Origin of the sequence: Maritalea sp. (assembly GCF_051251695.1) — a bacterium.
In the GTDB taxonomy this organism is placed as follows: domain Bacteria; phylum Pseudomonadota; class Alphaproteobacteria; order Rhizobiales; family Devosiaceae; genus Maritalea.
In genome coordinates, this window is sequence record NZ_JBPOEU010000016.1 from 37,795 (window position 1) to 54,900 (window position 17,106).

Below are 17,106 nucleotides of genomic sequence, written 5' to 3' on the forward strand. Positions count from 1 at the left end.
AAATGACAAGGCAAAGTCCCGAAAGGGGCTTGTCATCTCGAGCTCCCTCCGCCAGCATGACCTGGTTCAGGTTCAATGGGTAAAATCTCAGCTCCAATAAATGGAACACCCCAGCGAGACGGGAGCTAACTTAGTTGAAAAATTCACATTTGCAAGCCCCTCAATTGTCTAATCCCGACATTGTGCTTTTGCGGTTTTTAGAACCTGTAATTGTGTTGGGTGGGGGAAATTTTTGCGCCGACCAATTGCGTTCATTTATCGCCAAAGGCTATCCGCTGATTGCTGCGGACGGCGCAGCAGACGCAGCGCTGGCGCTCGGGTTGGAGCTTAAGGCGGTGATTGGTGACCTAGATTCCATTCAAGACAGAGATGCTTTTGACGACGACGCTCAGGTTTTTGAAATGTCCGACCAAGAAACAACTGATTTTGAAAAGTGTCTTTATACGATTGATGCGCCGCTATTCATTTGCTTTGGCATGTTGGGCAAACGCGTCGACCATACTTTAGCGGCCTTTCACACCATCGCCCGACATGGGGTGAAAAAGCATATTGTTTTGATGGATGATGTGGACATTACGTTGGGCGTTGTTGGTGATTTTGAACTTGGATTACCCGTTGGAACTCGCTTTTCAATTTATCCGCTGCAACCTGTGACCTTTGAGCGCTCAATCGGTCTGAAATACCCGCTGGATGGGCTCACCTTGGATGTGGGCAAACGCATTGGCACGTCGAACGAGGTCAACAAGACGAGCGTGAAACTGATGCTAAACGAGCAACATGATGTTCCCTATTTGGTGATCTTGCCAAAGGACCATTTTGACGCAATATTGCCGCTTTATTCTATCTGAGTTTAATCGGAAACACCATGTATCAACAGCCCGCGTTTGAAGAAACACGCCAAGAAATATTGTTTGATTGCATTGCGCAACATCCCTTGGCGGCATTGGTGTGCCTGACGGCAGATGGCCTTGCTGCCAATCATTTGCCCATGGTGGCTGACCAGCAAAACAATTTGCTGCAAGCACATCTGTCACGCGGCAATGATCTGAACAAAACTCTTGAGGACGGCGTGGAGGCGCTGGCCATTTTTCAAGGCCCCACGCACTATGTCTCAGCCAGTTGGTATCCGGGTAAAAAAGACCACGGCAAAGAAGTGCCCACCTATAATTACATGGTGGTGCATGCCCGTGGCCGCTTGCGGTTTAGAACCGAGGATACGTGGAAACTTGAGCATTTGAATGCTTTGACCAATAAAATGGAAAAGGGTCGAAGCGAGCCTTGGTCCGTTTCCGATGCGCCTGACGACTATGTGGCCCGTCAACTTAAAGGTCTTTATGGGCTTGAACTGGACATCACGGAACTGGTCGGCAAATGGAAAGTCAGCCAAAATCGCAAGCCCCACGACAAGCAAGGCGTGATTGCGGGTTTGGAAGAAGATGGCGACCAAGACGCGCACAAAATGTCAGCGTTTATCAAAGCAGGGCTTTAAAAGCCGGCCGTCCCAGTTAAGTTTTTATTTACATTATATTGCGTCAGAATTTTAGGCGTCGCTTTTGCCATGTTGATGCCCAATTTGAGACATGAATTGGCAAAAGGTTATTTATTGAATTTATTTTTGGAAAAATTTTATGCGTACTCGAATTATTGGCGGTGCGGTTGCGTCCGCGATTTTGTTCTTCTCTGGCGCGCAAGCGGCATTTTCACAGGCTTCCGCCATACAGTGCAAGGTGCCGATCTCCGAAAAGGTTTGTTATACGCTAAGTCATGAATCACGTGACTGCATAGACCCGCCTAAAGAGCTTGCGGTTTACAAGCTAGGTGAACAACTCGAATTGATTTTTGATGTTGCACCATCTGCCATGCAACAAACGATGTGTGATCTTGATGCACTATTTGTTGCTAAGGAATTCGAAGGCCACGGGTCTGGCTTTCTCAGAAACACAGAAATGTATCTGGGGTGGGATGCTGTTGTGAGAATGCAGAGGACCTACTCAAGTCTAATTGAAACATCGTTTTCGAGATATGCGCTGGGTGCCAACTTTTTCAAAACTTATCGCGAGATAGACCCTGGAAAATGGAAATTTACCGACGCTTCACAGCTCTATTACGACATCGAATACACAAAACCGCGCATAAAGGATTTGAACTATGCGTTAGCCAATCTTATTTTTCATGAGTTGGCGCATTTGATGGAGAGCCACCCAAGGCTGAGTATACTGCATAGGTTTGGTTTTTTCGGTTGCAATTCTCAACTCCAACGCTCGTCAAACTACATTTTATTGGCGGCAGATCGAATTTTAAAGGGTTATGTTTTTACCCTCAAGCACTATCCAGCAGAGGGACAAGATAGTTCTCTACTAAGGGAACTGGAGCAGTCCAATTATTCAACCCCTTACGCAATGGCAAATGCTGCCGAGGATTTTGCAGAAGTGATGTCCGAGTACATCATGTTTGAGCATTTCGGCGTTAATTTTCGAATTCGCAAGGGTGATGAAATTTTGTTTGATCGCAGGAAACAATTTCAAAATGAAAACATGCAAGCAAAACTAGATATAGTGAAACTTGTCCTGGCGTTGCCATCTATGGCGAAAAAGAAACGTCGAGCTTTACGCTTAGACCGAAAACTATGCCGTGGCATGTTTGATCCCAAGCTGATGACACAATTGAATTAGATTTTGATCAGGGTGATGCAGACGTTGACGTCGGCATCACTCAACTAAAGCAGGCTGATTTTCCACCACTTGCTTTTTCACTTCAATTTGCACTTTTTCAAAGGCCCGCACTTCGATTTGACGTATGCGTTCGCGGGAGACTTCGAATTTTTGCGCCAATTCTTCCAGCGTCAATGGCGTTTCGCGCAGGCGACGGGATTTGAAGATTTCTTGCTCACGTTCGTTCAGCACTTCCATCGCATTTTTAAGAAGGCCCATGCGTTCGTCATATTCTTGCGCGTCGCCCAATTGGGTTTCTTGATCGGGCTCGTCATCAACCAACCAGTCTTGCCACTGGGATGCACCTTCGTCGGAACGCATGGGGGCGTTGAGTGATGCATCGCCGGTCAGGCGTTGGTTCATTGAGACAACATCGGCTTCTGACACTTTAAGCGTCGTGGCGATTTGCTTGATTTGATCGGGGTGAAGCGCGCCATCATCAAGGGCAGCGATTTGGCCTTTGATTTTGCGTAAATTGAAAAACAGGCGTTTTTGCGCAGCGGTTGTGCCGATTTTTACGAGCGACCATGACCGCAAAACATATTCTTGGATTGAGGCGCGGATCCACCACATGGCGTAGGTGGCGAGGCGGAAGCCCTTATCGGGTTCAAACCGTTTTACGGCCTGCATCAAACCCACATTGCCTTCTGAGATAACTTCAGAAATGGGCAACCCATAACCGCGATAGCCCATGGCGATTTTGGCGACCAAGCGCAGATGTGATGTAATTAGCTTTTTCGCAGCTTCAGGGTCTTCGTGCTCTTTATAGCGCTTTGCGAGCATAAATTCCTCGTCATGCGGCAGCATGGGGAATGTGCGAATTTCTTGCAAATAGCGCGATAAACCATCATCTGATGACAGCGTTGGAAGATTTGTTTGGGCCATAAAGCACCCCCTGTTTTTTAGCGCGCCGCGAATACAGTTTTAGCCGGCGCATGCCAACACTCTAAAAGACGCGTTGGGCAGCAATGTTCTCAACTTAGGCACTATATAGGGCGGATATATGAAATTTCATCCCCAAAATCAGAAAAATTGCATAAAGTTCGATGCGGGAGGCAAGTTTATGTCTAACTATCAGGGTTTTGCAGGCATTTATGCAATTGTGTTAAATCTTCTGGGAAGGGCGAAGAAAAGTGCATTTTCTCGCCAGTTGTCGGGTGGGCGATGGTTAAATCGACTGCGTGAAGGGCTTGGCGTGCGAGTGATTTTAGCGCTTTTTGCAGTATCATTGGCAGGTTGCGTTCCCGGCTTTCAAACCCAATACCATAGGAAGGATCGCCCAATAAGGCATGCCCAATATGGGATAGGTGAACCCTGATTTGGTGGGTTCGCCCAGTTTCTAATTGGCAGGCGATTTGGGCAACAGTCCATTTGTCGCCGCCGAAGGCATCCACCACTTGATAATGGGTGACCGCGTTGCGACCGCCACTTTCGACAATGGCTTGTTTTGTTCTGTTGTGCGGTGACCGGCCAATCATTGCGTCAATCTTGCCTTGTTCGGGTGCTGGTACACCCCACACGAAAGCATTGTAGGTGCGACGCAGCGGTCCGTTCTTGCCGTGGTCTGCAAATTGGGCTGACAATGAGTTGTGCGCAATTTCGGTTTTTGCGGCGATCATCACGCCAGACGTGTCTTTGTCTAAACGATGCACAATGCCGGGGCGCTTGACGCCGCCGATGCCTTTTAGGCTTTGGCCACAGTGAAACAGCAGCGCATTGACCAAGGTGCCGGTTTGAACACCTGCTGCGGGATGCACCACCATGCCTGCGGGCTTATCGATAACAATGATCGCATCATCCTCGAACAGCACCTTAAGGGGAATGTTTTCGGGTTCCGGATCAGCGTCTATCGGTGCGGGTTCTATAAATATTAGTTGCTGTTCTTGTTTGACGCGGTATTTCGGCTCGCTTATGGTCGCGCCGTCAATGGTAAGCGTGCCAGAACGAATAAGGCTTTGGCATCTTGAGCGCGAATGTGCATCAAGGTGTTTGGCCAATACCACGTCCAGTCGCATACCGTCATCTTCGGATGAAATCGAAAATTTAGTCAATTCGCCAGTGGAGCCATTGTTCATGAGTGCTGATCAACCTTTAAACGCGCAAGATAAAAACCAAGATGAAACGAGCACTCTTACACCAGAAGCGGAAGCGGTTATCCATCGGGCGCGCCGTTCATTTGGTATCAGTGTTCTTATCCTGATGCTGGGGTTTATGGCGGTTGCGGGCGCGCTTGTCTATCGTTTGAACCAAAAGTCGAGTAATGACCAGTATCAAGCGCAAAGTGTTAGTGTGCCTCAAGGCGCACAAATTGTTTCTGTTGTTGCCCAAGACGGCCTTATCACCTTGACCTACAAGCTTGGTGCCGACACGACAATTCGGCTGGTGGATGCGAAAACGGGTGATGTTGTTCGGGATATCAGCATCGCGCCAGAAGCGCCATTAAACTAAGAGCTTCAAACTAGTTCGACGATACTTTTTTCAATGCATCCATGCGATCGGCGACAATGCCGATCGCGTTCTCATCGTCTTGGTTTTGAGTTGGCTCTTGGCCCAGAACGGTTTCATCAACGCCATCATCTGCATATTTTCGCACACGATCAAACAGGCTTTCTTCGCCTTGCGTATTGGTGTTGCTATCCTGATCGTAAATCAGGTGGCTGACATCAACCGCGATATTTTCCATGCGCTCGCGTAAATCATCAACGTCACCAGTTTTTTGCGAGAAGCGCGAAAGAATGTCTTCTTCAAGCGCTAGAATGCGGCTGCCAACGTCATCCATTTCGTCTTCTACACGAAATTCTTCGGCGAGGCTTTGCCCAGCGCTGCTGATTGGAGCTTCAGCGTCATCATGCTGCTCCGTTTCATCCTGGGTCGTTTGAGCCTTTGCCGACTGCTCGTTCAACATGGTCGTGAAGCGTTCGGCTGCAATAGCGATATGTGCTTCTGCGTCGTCCAACAGGTCAGGAATGTTCTTGGTGAGGGTTTTGTCCGCTGTTGAACGGGACTTAGATTTAAGCTCTTGCACGCGGTTCATTGAAGCACGGAGCTGCTCTTCGAGGAACGCATTGCGCTTTTTCTCAGCGATGAGGGATTTGGCCAGTTTTTTGGCATCGCCTTCCAACTCGCCGACAGCAATTTCATCATCGAAATTTTGTACGACAGCGGACGTTGCGATGTTAGCAGCGGCACGCGCCTGATCCAACTCTTCGATTTTTTGCGCCAAGTCTCTTTCGCGATACCGAAGTTTTTGCGACAGGTTGGTCAGTTCAACTTCATAATTTCGAACTTGGTCTTGCAATTCTTGGTTGCGATCGATGAGCTCGGCGGAAACATTTTCGGTTGTTTCGCGCTCATGCACGGCCAAATCTTGGGTCTGGCGCAATTGAGTTAACTCACGAAGCTGCGCGGCGCGCTTTTTGCGCAGGTCTTCCAACTGCAATTCGAGCTTGCGCAACTCAAGTGCATTTTTGGCCCGAAGCTGGTCTTTTTCTGCTCGAAACTCTGAAAGGGTAACAGGCGTGGTGGCCGCAATACGTTTCTTGGTGAGGCGTACAGCGCGGCGCCAAACACTTGGCAGGATAAGCAATGATAGAATGATGGCGCACAAAAAACCAAGCGCGTAAAACATCATACTCTCAATGACCATCAAAAACTCCCGTGGTTTAACTCCCATATAGCTAATGTAGCTTGCACGTAAATGGAAGTGCCATACGCTAATGTGTTGATCAATGGTTAACGTATCACATAGTGACATGCGGGGCCAAGATGGAAAACAAGACAGAAAAAAAGCGCGAAAGTCGCGCTTTTGATTTTGCCAAATGTGAAGAAGAGTTGGACCTTAAAAAGGGTTCCAAGTGGGATTTTGGGTGAATTTTAGATATCCAACATTAATGCCAAGCCGCGCGCCAACACCTGAACGGATAGGCACAAGGTAAACATCTTTGTATTTCATAACCGTCATGCCAACGCCGCCAACAACATAGGCAGACCCTTGTACGCCGGGGTAGCGACCATAAATGTTTTCAACAGCGGGTAGGTTATAAACGAGCATCATGACTTGAGAGCCATCGGCACCAAAATCAAACCCTAGCGTTGGGCCTTGCCAGAAAAGCACATGGTTGCCAGCGTTCTTTGTGTAAAGTTCGCCTTCACCGTATCGTACGCCGCCAAAAAAGGCGCCGGAGCCTTCTTGGCCTAGAATATAGCCGTTCGGCAGGCCGTAACTGGAAATGGCACGTTCAACAACAGACGCCAAGCCCTGAGAAACTTTACCAAAAAATTCTCCACCAGCTTGTATCAATTCATCGCCAGTATAGCGTTCCGATAAACTGTCCGATTGAGCGAATGCGACGCCTGACGTTGCAAACGTCAAAAAAAGGGCGGTGATAAGAGATCTGAATTTGGAAAACATTGGCCGCTTTTCCTTAAATGTTGAATGTCGTTCAAATGGTATTTTTGATGTTAACCAAGCAGATATCTCTTTTTGCTAAAGTTCCACCATTCGCAAGACATGTAGTGTGTAATCAAGGCTATGATGCGGCAATTGAGTAAACAAAGATTAACTATTGGGCAGCTTGGCACCGTTTGTTTGGCTGTTAGCCTGTTTTTTTGCTTCTCGTCACAATTGCATGCCAACACGACGCGTAATTTTCTTGAAATGTATGTGACCAACCCTCTTTCAGGTTCTGCGATTGAGGGGATGGACCCGGTGAGCTATTTCACCGAGCCCGAACCCCTAATGGGCAAGGCTGAATACGAATTTTCCTGGAAGGGTGTTTCTTGGTTTTTCGCCACAGAGGCGAACAAAGAAGTCTTTCGTGCCGCCCCAGAAGCTTATGTGCCCCAATTTGGCGGCTATGGGCTTGCAGGTGTCGCACGAGGTTATTTGTCTTCGGGCAATCCGCGCATTTATTCCGTTTATAATCGCCGCCTATATTTGTTCTATTCTTCGGGAAACCGCGAAGCCTTCTTGCTCGAGAAAGCAGCGATGGTGAATTTCGCTTTTGCCAACTGGGTGGGTTTGCGTGATCAACTTGCGCGCCAATGATTGATCTTGGGCATATCCGTTAGATCGGCGAATAGCCCAATTGATCGCATTTTTTAAAGTTCATCCAAGATGTTGCTCACCCTTCGGGACAAGCTAAACTGCATAAACTTGATTCGGTTGGGCATGCCAATTGGTGCAGCCAGACCATTTACGCAATTTAAGGGAATGCAATGGCTGATATTGTTGAATTAGATGGACCAGATTTGGCGGCGATGTTGTGTTCGCGCGTTTGCCACGACTTGATCAGCCCTGTTGGGGCGATTGGCAACGGTTTGGAAGTATTGGCCGATCCTGAGCAGGCCGAAATGGCAGAGTTTGCGCAAGAATTGATCAATAATGCGGCCAAACAGGCCCGGGCGAAACTTGAATTTGCGCGGCTTGCCTTCGGCGCATCCTCCACGCAGGGCACGCAAATTGATACCCGCGAAGCTGAAAAAGTTGCGCAAAGCTATATGTCTGGCGAAAAAGCTGATCTTGAGTGGAATATCGAGCCGGTATTGCTGCCTAAGAACAAAGTAAAGATGATCCTCAATCTTTTGCTGATTTCTGCTGGATCAGTGCCACGCGGGGGCACGGTTACTGTTTCTCTAGATGGCGCGCCACTTGGTGAAGAGGGTGCTATCTTAAAATCAACCGGCAAAAAAACGCTTATTCCACATCTTGTTGGGCCTCTTTTGGCCGGTAAGCCGGAAGATGGCCGGATCGACGCGCAGGTTATTCAACCCTATTATGCGGGGCTGCTTGCTCGTGAATCTGGTTTGGATGTTACCATCGAGTTGGTCGATGATGTGGTGACCATCGCGGCGGTTAAAACCAAATAGGTACGTTAGTGCAGTTCCCTACGCGTGAATACTTGTGCGGGGATATTGAAATAACTCGTTAACTAAAATACCCGCAATCTGTGCCGATACTTGAAACCGGCGCGATTGCGGGTATTTTTTTAGGCGAGCAAATGGATGAATTGCTAAGCGATTTTTTGACGGAGACAATCGAAAGCCTAGAGCTGGTCGATACCCAGTTGGTGGACTTCGAAAAGAACCCTGATGACAGTGAGATTTTAAGACGCATATTTCGTCTGGTGCATACGATTAAGGGCACTTGCGGGTTTTTGGATCTGCCACGTCTTGAGGCCTTAACCCACGCAGCTGAAAGTTTGATGGGACAATATCGAGATGGTGCGCCTGTTGTGGGGGATGGGGTTCAAACCATCCTGTTGTCCATTGATCGGGTGAAAAGCCATTTGGACGTTTTGGGCGAAACTGGGGTTGAGCCTGATGGCAACGATAATGATCTGATAGAAGCGCTTAGCCGGTTGGCCAATGCGTCAAATTCAGCGGATCAATTTGCCGAACAGCCGCATGAAGCCCAAGGCGCACCCCTTGATCCATTGGAGGCGGCGTTTTTAGCAGCGCCCGGGCCAGATGATCCAATAGAGCCGCCAACGGCTCAACCAAGTGCTGAAATTTCGCTTGCGACGAACAGCGTATCTCAAAACAACAAGGCTCCTGATTTAGGTGAGGACGCAAAAAAGCCGAAATCTTCATCGGGCCAGGTCGGCAATCCGCCTGCTATTCGTGTTCAGTTGCCTGTGCTTGAAGGTTTGATGACCATGGTTTCTGAGCTGGTTCTCACGCGGAACCAGCTTATGGCGATCTCGCGGGATCGGGAGGAAAGTGAATTTCACGCGCCATTGCATCGCCTTTGTTCGGTAACCGCTGAGTTGCAAGACGGGGTTATGAAAACGCGGATGCAGCCGATTTCGGCTGCGTGGCAAAAAATGCCTCGATTGATCCGCGACTTATCTAAGGATTTAGGCAAGGAAATCTCCCTTGAGATGTCGGGTGAAGATACCGAGCTTGATCGGCAGATATTGGAGCAAATCAAAGATCCGCTTACCCATATGGTGCGCAATGCTGCGGACCATGGCCTGGAAACTGGCCCCGAACGCCAAGCTGCGGGCAAACCGGCAAACGGAATTGTGCGGCTGAATGCTTGCCACGAAGGTGGGCAAATTGTCATTGAGATTTCGGATGATGGCCGTGGCCTTGATGTCGAACGGCTAAAACAAAAAGCGCTAGAAAAGAAAGTTGTTTCAGAAACCGAACTCGCCACCATGAGCGATGCGCAGGTTCAACAGCTTATTTTTCATCCCGGATTTTCCACAGCGACCGAAGTCACCAGCGTTTCTGGGCGCGGCGTTGGGATGGACGTGGTGCGCGCCAATGTCGAACTGATCGGCGGCGCCATTGATCTAAAATCGACCTTGGGCAAGGGCACGACGATCAGTTTGAAAATCCCTTTGACCCTCGCCATCGTGCCGGCGCTGGTCATTGCTGTGGGGGAAGAAAGATTTGCACTGCCGCAGCGCGCTGTGCGCGAACTCGTGCGGGTCAATAAACGGGCGAACAAAATTGAACATTTGAATGGGGCTTTGGTTCTCCAATTGCGCGATCACTTATTGCCCGTAGTTGGTCTGAGCGATTTGTTGGGGGTTCGGCCTGGCGAGGTGCCCGAAGAAGGGTATGTGGTGGTCACCGAAGTTGGCCCATATTGTTTCGGGCTGCTGGTGGATGAAGTGTTCCACACAGAAGAAATCGTCGTAAAGCCGATGATGGGTGCCTTGCAAGATCTTGTACATTTTTCAGGAACGACCATTTTGGGTGATGGCAGTGTGATCATGATTATGGATCCATCTGGTTTGGCAAATTCTGTTGCGCAAGCCGATATTGGCGACTTGGCGCAGCCCGTGCAGATCGAAGAGGAAGTTGACGAGACCATTCTGATAGAACTGCTGGTGTTTGAGGCCGAAAGCCATCAACGCCAAGCCGTGCCTTTGTCGCTGGTTAGTCGACTAGAGACCGTTAATTTAGGCGAACTTGAGCAGGTCAATGGGCAATATCTGTTGCAATATCGAGGCATGTTGATGCCCATTAGAATGTTGTGTGGCCCCCCCCCAGAAACGGGTAAAATGTCGATGTTGGTATTCGAAGATCGAGGTTTTCGACTTGGTTTGGTCGTTTCCCAAGTGATTGATATTATTTCGGACCGTATGGACATTGATATTGAAGCCCGTCGTGACGGGTATCTTGGCACGGCCATTGTTCGGGAACGCGCCACTGAAATTTTGGATATGTCTCATTTCATGTCGGTGGAGCATCCAAAATCGCTTGAGCGTATTCCCGCAGACGGATCGGTTGATCGCAAGCGCCTTCTTTATGCCGAAGACAGTGCTTTTTTCCGAAACATGCTGGTGCCAATTTTTAAAAGCGCTGGGTTTGACGTGACTGTTTGTGAAGATGGTGAAACCGCACTGGCAGCTGCTACAAAGAGCGCGCAATATGATCTTATTGTTACGGATATTGAAATGCCGGGGATGGACGGTTTTTCGCTCGCGCGATCAATAAGAGAATTACCACATCAAGTAAAAACACCGGTGATTGCCTTGTCAGCATATGATGCGCCAAGTGTTAAAAACCGTGCGCAAGAAGCTGGACTGTTTGATTTTGTGCTTAAGGGAGATCGGGAGCACCTTAGTGATGCCGTTGGTCGCGCTGTGAAATCAAAAGAACTGGAGGCAGCATGATCAATGAGCAAAAAAATACCGGGGATATGATCCAGGTTGTGACGTTGCGGATCGGAGGGCAACTATTCGCGGTAAATCTTGAAGTGGTGGAAGATGTTTTTAAGCCGGAACAATTCACGCCCATTCCATCGGTGAAGCCGGAAATCGCTGGGATATTGAACCTGCGTGGCCGGATTATTGTTGCGGTGAACACAGAGTTCTTGCTGGGCCTGCCGATCACTGAGGGAACAATGATTGGTCGGCAGATGGTCAATGTTAAATATTTAAACGAATCTTATGGACTTTTGGCCGATAGTGTCGGTGATGTCGTTGCGCTTTCAGCGGCTGATATCAAACCGAACCCGATCAATCTTGGTGGGAATTTGGCGGTCTATAGTCAAGGTATTCTTCGGCTCAATGATGAGTTGATGGTGGTTTTGATGGCAGATCAATTGATCGCCAAAATTCTGCATCAGGAGGCTGCCTAGTTCTAAACGTGAATTTTTTGAAGGAGAAACGCGATGAAAACCTGTCTTGTTGTTGATGACAGCAGTGTAATTCGCAAAGTAGCCCGCCGTATTATTGAAGACATTGGCTATGAAGTTGATGAAGCTGAAGACGGTCGTGATGCCTTTGAAAAATGCGCAAAATCCATGCCGGACACCATCTTTTTGGATTGGAACATGCCCGTTATGTCCGGCATAGAGTTTTTAAAAGAATTGCGCAGCTATGTTGGGGGCGAAACCCCGAAAGTAATATTCTGCACCACAGAAAATGATGTGGGGCAAATCGCGATGGCGCTCAAGGCTGGTGCCAACGAATATATGATGAAGCCTTTTGATCGGGATATTCTGGAACAAAAATTCCTGTTGCTCGACCAAAAGTAATTACGGTCGAAAGGAGCGTCCTTATGGAGGCGCAATTGATGCACGGCGCAAAATCTGCGCCGGCACGGGTGATGCTTGTTGACGATTCTGCGGTAATTCGGGGTATAATTCGGCGTTGGATCGAGGATGAACCCACACTCCATGTGGTTGCGAGCGCGACCAATGGCCATGAAGCAATTGAAGAAGCCAAGATTACGCGACCAGATCTGATTGTATTGGATTTGGAGATGCCCGTTATGACGGGGATGGACGCGTTGCCTGAATTGATAAAGATTGTGCCCGATGCCAAGATTTTGATTTCATCAGCACTGACGACAAAAAATGCACGCGTTTCTCTTGCAGCGATAAGCGCGGGGGCAACCGATTATCTTGCCAAGCCAGATGTGGGCAGCTCGAGGGAAACTTATCGGATTGAACTGTTGGGCAAACTTCGGGCGCTGGCGTCGACATTCGGACCTGCAGATCTTGTTGTTGGCTCAGGCAAATTGCAACTTGCAAGTGAACGTTCATGGAAGGGGAAAATGTCCGTTCTCGCGATTGGCGCCTCTACTGGTGGGCCCCAAGCCCTAAGTGACTTGTTCGACGCCCTTAGCGGTCAACTGGATGAATGTGCGGTACTTGTTACCCAGCATATGCCCGCCCATTTTACCCGATTGCTGGGCGAAGACTTGGCCAAGCGTGCCAAGCTTTTCGGCGGTGAGGCGATTGATGGCGCTGAGATAAAGCCCGGGCATCTCTACATCGCACCGGGGGGCTTTCACATGCGGGTTGAAAAGCGTGATGGGCAAGTGCGAGTTGGGCTTGGGACTGATCCGGCGATTAATTTTTGTAAGCCGTCCGTCGACCCCATGTTTCAATCCATCGTGAGCCAATATGGTGCCAACTGTGTCGGCGTTATTTTGACGGGGATGGGCAGTGATGGCACTGCAGGGGCGGAAGCTATCTACAGAGCTGGCGGTTTGGTGATCGCACAAGATCAAGCCACAAGCACCGTGTGGGGAATGCCTGGCGCTGCGGTTTCGGCTGGTGTTGTTGATCGCATGTTGGCATTGCCCAAAATCGGACCCGCCATCCTAGCAGCCAAAGGAAACGTGAGATGAGCATCGATCAAGATACTTTTGATAAAATCGCGCGTTTTGTTGTTTTGGAAAGTGGCATCAAACTGTCAAAAAACAAAGCCTATATGATGGAAACGCGGCTTGCGCCGATCTTGACGCGGTTTGGTATTTCCAGCTTTCAAAATTTGGCCATGCGGCTTTTGATGGCAACGGCCGAGTTACGTCAGGCGGTCGTTGATGCGATGACCACCAATGAAAGTTTTTTCTTTCGGGATCAAACGCCATTTGATCTGTTCAACAACATCATTTTGCCCAAGCTCGTGGAACAAAAATCCGGCACTGGCAAGGGCTTGAATATTTGGTGCGCCGCAGCGGCGACGGGGCAAGAAGCCTATTCCCTGGCCATTTCGGTGTTGGAGAATGCGAAGTTGCTGGAGGGTTTAAACGTCAAAATTCTGGCGACTGATATTTCCCAATCGGCTTTGAAAACCGCACAAGATGGGCTTTATAATCAGTTTGAAGCACAACGCGGATTGAGCGCCCAGCGGCTCATCACCCATTTTGACCAAGAAGGGACGGCTTGGCGTGTAAAACCAAATGTGCGTGCGCTTGTTGAATTTAAAGAGCTGAATTTGCTGCAACCTCTGGGAAATATCGGCCGCATGGATATTGTGTTTTGCCGCAATGTGCTCATTTATTTTGATGTGGAAACCAAGCAAAAAGTTCTGCTTGGCATAAGAAAACAGATGAACCCGGATGGATATTTAATGCTCGGCGCGGCGGAGACACTAATTGGCATCAGCAAGGAGTTTTTGCCGACCGGGGAGCACCAAAACCTGTTTCAGCCAGCTTCAAGTCTCTAATCCAAAAATGTTTATAGAGAAAACAAAAAGCCCTACCAAAATGGCAGGGCCCTGAAATTCTTGAATGTGACGAAAAGCGTTACGCGCTTTCGGACAATTCGTTCTCGTCTGGTTCGCGCAGTACATAACCACGGCCCCAAACGGTTTCAATGTAGTTTTTGCCGCCCGTTGCGGTCGAAAGCTTTTTGCGAAGCTTACAAATAAATACGTCGATAATTTTAAGCTCTGGCTCGTCCATACCGCCATAAAGGTGGTTGAGGAACATTTCTTTGGTCAGGGTTGTCCCTTTACGCAAAGATAGAAGTTCGAGCATTTGATATTCTTTGCCGGTGAGGTGTACGCGTTGGCCGCCTACTTCTACCGTCTTGGTATCCAGATTAACGGACAAGTCGCCAGTGTTGATGACTGACTGTGCGTGTCCTTTGGAACGACGGACAACAGCATGAATTCGTGCAACCATTTCGTCTTTATGGAATGGCTTGGTCATGTAGTCGTCTGCGCCAAAGCCCAGGCCGCGAACTTTATCTTCGATACCAGCAAGGCCAGAAAGAATAAGGATCGGGGTTTGCACTTTAGCGACCCGCAATGTGCGCAACACTTCGTATCCGCTCATGTCAGGTAAGTTCAAATCAAGCAAAATGATGTCATAATCATAAAGCTTGCCTAGATCTACGCCCTCTTCGCCTAGATCAGTCGTATACACATTGAAACTCTCAGATTTGAGCATAAGCTCAATACTCTGCGCGGTTGCGCTGTCGTCCTCAATTAGGAGTACCCGCATTTCGTTCCCCTTGTCCTTTTGTTCCGTCATGGAACCCAAGCAGTGCTGCCAACCATCGGCGCACCAGTTAATGAATCCTACTGGATATGAAATTACCCTAGTGAGAAATAGTTAACAAAGTTTAATTCACTTCCGCAATATGCATCTGTTAAGTTTTTCAAATTAGATTAAGTTGTTGAAAACAAAAGAAAAATTGATGGTTATCAACTTAATAATTTAGTTTAAGAAAAGGTTGCAACCGACTCTTTGGACTCGGTGAATTGGCAGTTACTGACGATGTATGGAATTGCGTGTGGGCGATAAATTATTTCGCTTGAACTCTGTTAATAGTGCGTTTTTGTAAAGGAATCGTTAGCATTAACCGAATCAAAAGGATTGGCGCACGATTTGGAATCTCTAATTGCCGATATAGATGCGATGGACGCGGTGGAAGTTTTTGGCCGGGTTAAAACCGTGCAAGGGCTGCTGGTGGAAGTCATCGGCCCGGTGCGTGAGTTGCGCGTGGGCGGACGCGTTGCCATCGAAACGCGGCTTGGCCACAATCTAATGTGCGAGATTGTTGGTTTTGAAGATGATTATGCTCTTTGCTTGCCGTTTGGCCCGCTTGAAGGCGTACGGCTTGGCTGTAAAGCGATCTTTTATTCGCATGGCGGCACGGCTCAGCCCGCTCAAGGCTGGCTTGGGCGGGTGATCAATGCAAATGGCGATCCCATTGATGGTGGACCTTCTATACTAAAAGGTGCTGATCATTATTCTTTGCGCGCATCTCCGCCAGCCGCCCATGAGCGGGCGCGGGTTGGACCACCGATTGATCTCGGGGTGAAAGTTTTGAACACGTTCACCACTTGTTGCGATGGGCAGCGGATGGGTATTTTCGCGGGGTCTGGGGTTGGTAAGTCGGTTTTGATGTCGATGCTGGCACGCAATACCGACGTTGATGTCGCCATCATTGGCCTGATCGGTGAGCGCGGACGTGAAGTCCAAGAATTTATTGAAGACAATTTGGGGGTCGAAGGGCTTAAACGGGCCATTGTTGTTGTAGCAACTTCGGATGAGCCGGCTCTAATGCGCAGACAAGCGGCCTATATGACCCTAACACTGGCCGAATATTTCCGCGATCAAGGCCAGCGGGTGTTGTGCATGATGGACAGTTTAACCCGTTTTGCGATGGCGCAGCGCGAGATCGGGTTGGCGACGGGTGAACCACCCACCGCGAAGGGATATCCGCCTACTGTTTTCACTGAATTGCCAAGATTATTGGAAAGAGCGGGGCCAGGGTTAAAAAATTCTGGTTCTGTTACCGGACTTTTTACAGTTTTAGTAGAAGGTGATGATCATAATGAACCTATTGCTGATGCTGTTCGCGGTATTTTGGATGGGCACATTGTAATGGAAAGGGCGATTGCCGAGCGGGGAAGGTACCCGGCGGTAAATGTTTTGAGGTCCATTTCACGCACGATGCCGGGCTGTGTTCCGGACGAATTTCGGCCCGTTTTGCTGAAAGCGCGTGAATATATGTCAGTATTTGCTGACATGGAGGAATTGATCCGTTTGGGGGCCTATCGGTCTGGATCAGATCCGAAAGTGGACACGGCCATTTCCATTGCGCCGCAATTGGACGCGTTTTTGTCTCAATTGCAGGACGAGCGGATAACCCTAGAAGAAGGTTATCGTCAGCTTGCCGAGATTGTCGCCAGTGTAGAAGGCGGCGGGAATGAAGACTTGGTTGGGTAAGGAGTACAAGTCATGAAGTCACGGAATGAGAGCCTCATTCGTTTGAGGAAATTCACAGTTGATGAAAAGCGTCGCGGTGTGACGCAAATCGAGATGATGGTTGCCGATTTTGAACGTATGGCGGCCGAATTGGATCAACAGATCGAAATTGAGCATCAAAAAACCGGCATCACGGATGTTGGTCATTTTGCTTATTCAACTTTTGCCAAAGCGGCAGCAACGCGTCGAGACAATCTCACCGCGTCAGCTGACGAAATGCGCGGCAAGCTAGAAGCAGCGCAAGACGAGTTGGCAGAGGCGGTTGAAGAGCTCAAAAAGATCGAGTTGCTTGAAGCGCGCGAACATGCACGCGAAGCGGCAGAAGAAACCAAGCGCGATCAAGCCGAGATGGACGAAATTGCCCTCATGCGGCGTCATCGCAAATAAGTTTTAAGCTAGGGCTTTTTTGAAGCATTTTTAAGCA

At 48.9% G+C, this 17,106-nt stretch carries 18 protein-coding genes and 1 riboswitch; of the genes, 13 read left to right on the plus strand and 5 right to left on the minus strand.

Annotated features, from left to right (window positions below):
* Window positions 1-26 precede the first annotated feature (26 nt).
* Window positions 27-123: riboswitch (TPP riboswitch) on the minus strand.
* An 11-nt stretch (window positions 124-134) separates the two neighbouring features.
* The 3 genes from ACSHWX_RS11235 (at window position 135) to ACSHWX_RS11245 (ending at window position 2,672) form a co-directional block, all read left to right on the plus strand.
* Complete coding sequence (locus ACSHWX_RS11235) at window positions 135-848, plus strand: thiamine diphosphokinase (RefSeq protein ID WP_435668314.1); 714 nt, start codon at window positions 135-137, stop codon at window positions 846-848.
* A 17-nt stretch (window positions 849-865) separates the two neighbouring features.
* A complete protein-coding gene (locus ACSHWX_RS11240) occupies window positions 866-1,489 on the plus strand; it encodes an FMN-binding negative transcriptional regulator (RefSeq protein ID WP_435668315.1) in 624 nt (207 codons plus the stop codon).
* A 181-nt stretch (window positions 1,490-1,670) separates the two neighbouring features.
* On the plus strand, window positions 1,671-2,672 hold the full coding sequence (locus ACSHWX_RS11245; protein ID WP_435668316.1) for a hypothetical protein: 1,002 nt from the start codon (window positions 1,671-1,673) through the stop codon (window positions 2,670-2,672).
* A 36-nt stretch (window positions 2,673-2,708) separates the two neighbouring features.
* Here the strand turns inward: ACSHWX_RS11245 and rpoH are convergent, their stop codons facing one another.
* Entirely contained in the window at window positions 2,709-3,596 is an 888-nt protein-coding gene (gene rpoH, locus ACSHWX_RS11250) for an RNA polymerase sigma factor RpoH (RefSeq protein ID WP_435668317.1), read from the minus strand.
* A 182-nt stretch (window positions 3,597-3,778) separates the two neighbouring features.
* Entirely contained in the window at window positions 3,779-4,786 is a 1,008-nt protein-coding gene (locus tag ACSHWX_RS11255) for an RluA family pseudouridine synthase (protein ID WP_435668318.1), read from the minus strand.
* Between ACSHWX_RS11255 and ACSHWX_RS11260 the strand changes: the two genes are divergently transcribed.
* On the plus strand, window positions 4,785-5,159 hold the full coding sequence (locus tag ACSHWX_RS11260) for a DUF6476 family protein (RefSeq protein ID WP_435668319.1): 375 nt from the start codon (window positions 4,785-4,787) through the stop codon (window positions 5,157-5,159). The two genes, ACSHWX_RS11255 and ACSHWX_RS11260, sit on opposite strands and share 2 nt — an antisense overlap.
* 10 nt (window positions 5,160-5,169) lie before the next feature.
* Here the strand turns inward: ACSHWX_RS11260 and ACSHWX_RS11265 are convergent, their stop codons facing one another.
* Both ACSHWX_RS11265 and ACSHWX_RS11270 read right to left on the minus strand, forming a co-directional pair.
* On the minus strand, window positions 5,170-6,357 hold the full coding sequence (locus tag ACSHWX_RS11265; protein WP_435668320.1) for a hypothetical protein: 1,188 nt from the start codon (window positions 6,355-6,357) through the stop codon (window positions 5,170-5,172).
* A gap of 192 nt (window positions 6,358-6,549) precedes the next feature.
* Complete coding sequence (locus ACSHWX_RS11270; RefSeq protein WP_435668321.1) at window positions 6,550-7,122, minus strand: DUF1134 domain-containing protein; 573 nt, start codon at window positions 7,120-7,122, stop codon at window positions 6,550-6,552.
* Between the two features lie 132 nt (window positions 7,123-7,254).
* On the opposite strand from ACSHWX_RS11270, the gene ACSHWX_RS11275 reads away from it, so the two are divergent.
* The 7 genes from ACSHWX_RS11275 to ACSHWX_RS11305 all read left to right on the plus strand — a co-directional run bounded on the left by ACSHWX_RS11275 (window position 7,255) and on the right by ACSHWX_RS11305 (window position 14,128).
* Complete coding sequence (locus ACSHWX_RS11275) at window positions 7,255-7,758, plus strand: YHS domain-containing (seleno)protein (RefSeq protein WP_435668322.1); 504 nt, start codon at window positions 7,255-7,257, stop codon at window positions 7,756-7,758.
* A 170-nt stretch (window positions 7,759-7,928) separates the two neighbouring features.
* Entirely contained in the window at window positions 7,929-8,579 is a 651-nt protein-coding gene (gene chpT, locus ACSHWX_RS11280; protein WP_435668323.1) for a histidine phosphotransferase ChpT, read from the plus strand.
* A 131-nt stretch (window positions 8,580-8,710) separates the two neighbouring features.
* Window positions 8,711-11,341, plus strand: coding sequence for a hybrid sensor histidine kinase/response regulator (locus ACSHWX_RS11285; RefSeq protein WP_435668324.1), 2,631 nt, complete (start codon window positions 8,711-8,713; stop codon window positions 11,339-11,341).
* On the plus strand, window positions 11,338-11,808 hold the full coding sequence (locus tag ACSHWX_RS11290) for a chemotaxis protein CheW (protein ID WP_435668325.1): 471 nt from the start codon (window positions 11,338-11,340) through the stop codon (window positions 11,806-11,808). The genes ACSHWX_RS11285 and ACSHWX_RS11290 overlap by 4 nt, the downstream gene beginning before the upstream one ends.
* 33 nt (window positions 11,809-11,841) lie before the next feature.
* Window positions 11,842-12,207 carry a response regulator gene (locus ACSHWX_RS11295; protein WP_435668326.1) on the plus strand — a complete coding sequence of 122 codons (366 nt, stop codon included), beginning with the start codon at window positions 11,842-11,844 and terminating at the stop codon, window positions 12,205-12,207.
* A 23-nt stretch (window positions 12,208-12,230) separates the two neighbouring features.
* The gene (gene cheB, locus ACSHWX_RS11300) at window positions 12,231-13,307 is read left to right on the plus strand and encodes a chemotaxis-specific protein-glutamate methyltransferase CheB (RefSeq protein ID WP_435668327.1); all 1,077 of its coding nucleotides are present in this window, start codon (window positions 12,231-12,233) and stop codon (window positions 13,305-13,307) included.
* Window positions 13,304-14,128, plus strand: a complete 825-nt coding sequence (locus ACSHWX_RS11305) for a CheR family methyltransferase (RefSeq protein WP_435668328.1) — start codon at window positions 13,304-13,306, stop codon at window positions 14,126-14,128. The genes cheB and ACSHWX_RS11305 overlap by 4 nt, the downstream gene beginning before the upstream one ends.
* A 79-nt stretch (window positions 14,129-14,207) precedes the next feature.
* Here ACSHWX_RS11305 and ctrA read toward each other — a convergent pair whose 3' ends face one another.
* Entirely contained in the window at window positions 14,208-14,909 is a 702-nt protein-coding gene (ctrA, locus tag ACSHWX_RS11310) for a response regulator transcription factor CtrA (protein ID WP_435668329.1), read from the minus strand.
* Between the two features lie 387 nt (window positions 14,910-15,296).
* Here ctrA and fliI point away from each other — a divergent pair, with 387 nt between their 5' ends.
* Both fliI and fliJ read left to right on the plus strand, forming a co-directional pair.
* Window positions 15,297-16,643, plus strand: coding sequence for a flagellar protein export ATPase FliI (fliI, locus tag ACSHWX_RS11315; protein ID WP_435668330.1), 1,347 nt, complete (start codon window positions 15,297-15,299; stop codon window positions 16,641-16,643).
* Between the two features lie 12 nt (window positions 16,644-16,655).
* The gene (gene fliJ / locus ACSHWX_RS11320; protein WP_435668331.1) at window positions 16,656-17,069 is read left to right on the plus strand and encodes a flagellar export protein FliJ; all 414 of its coding nucleotides are present in this window, start codon (window positions 16,656-16,658) and stop codon (window positions 17,067-17,069) included.
* The last annotated feature ends 37 nt before the right edge of the window (window positions 17,070-17,106 follow it).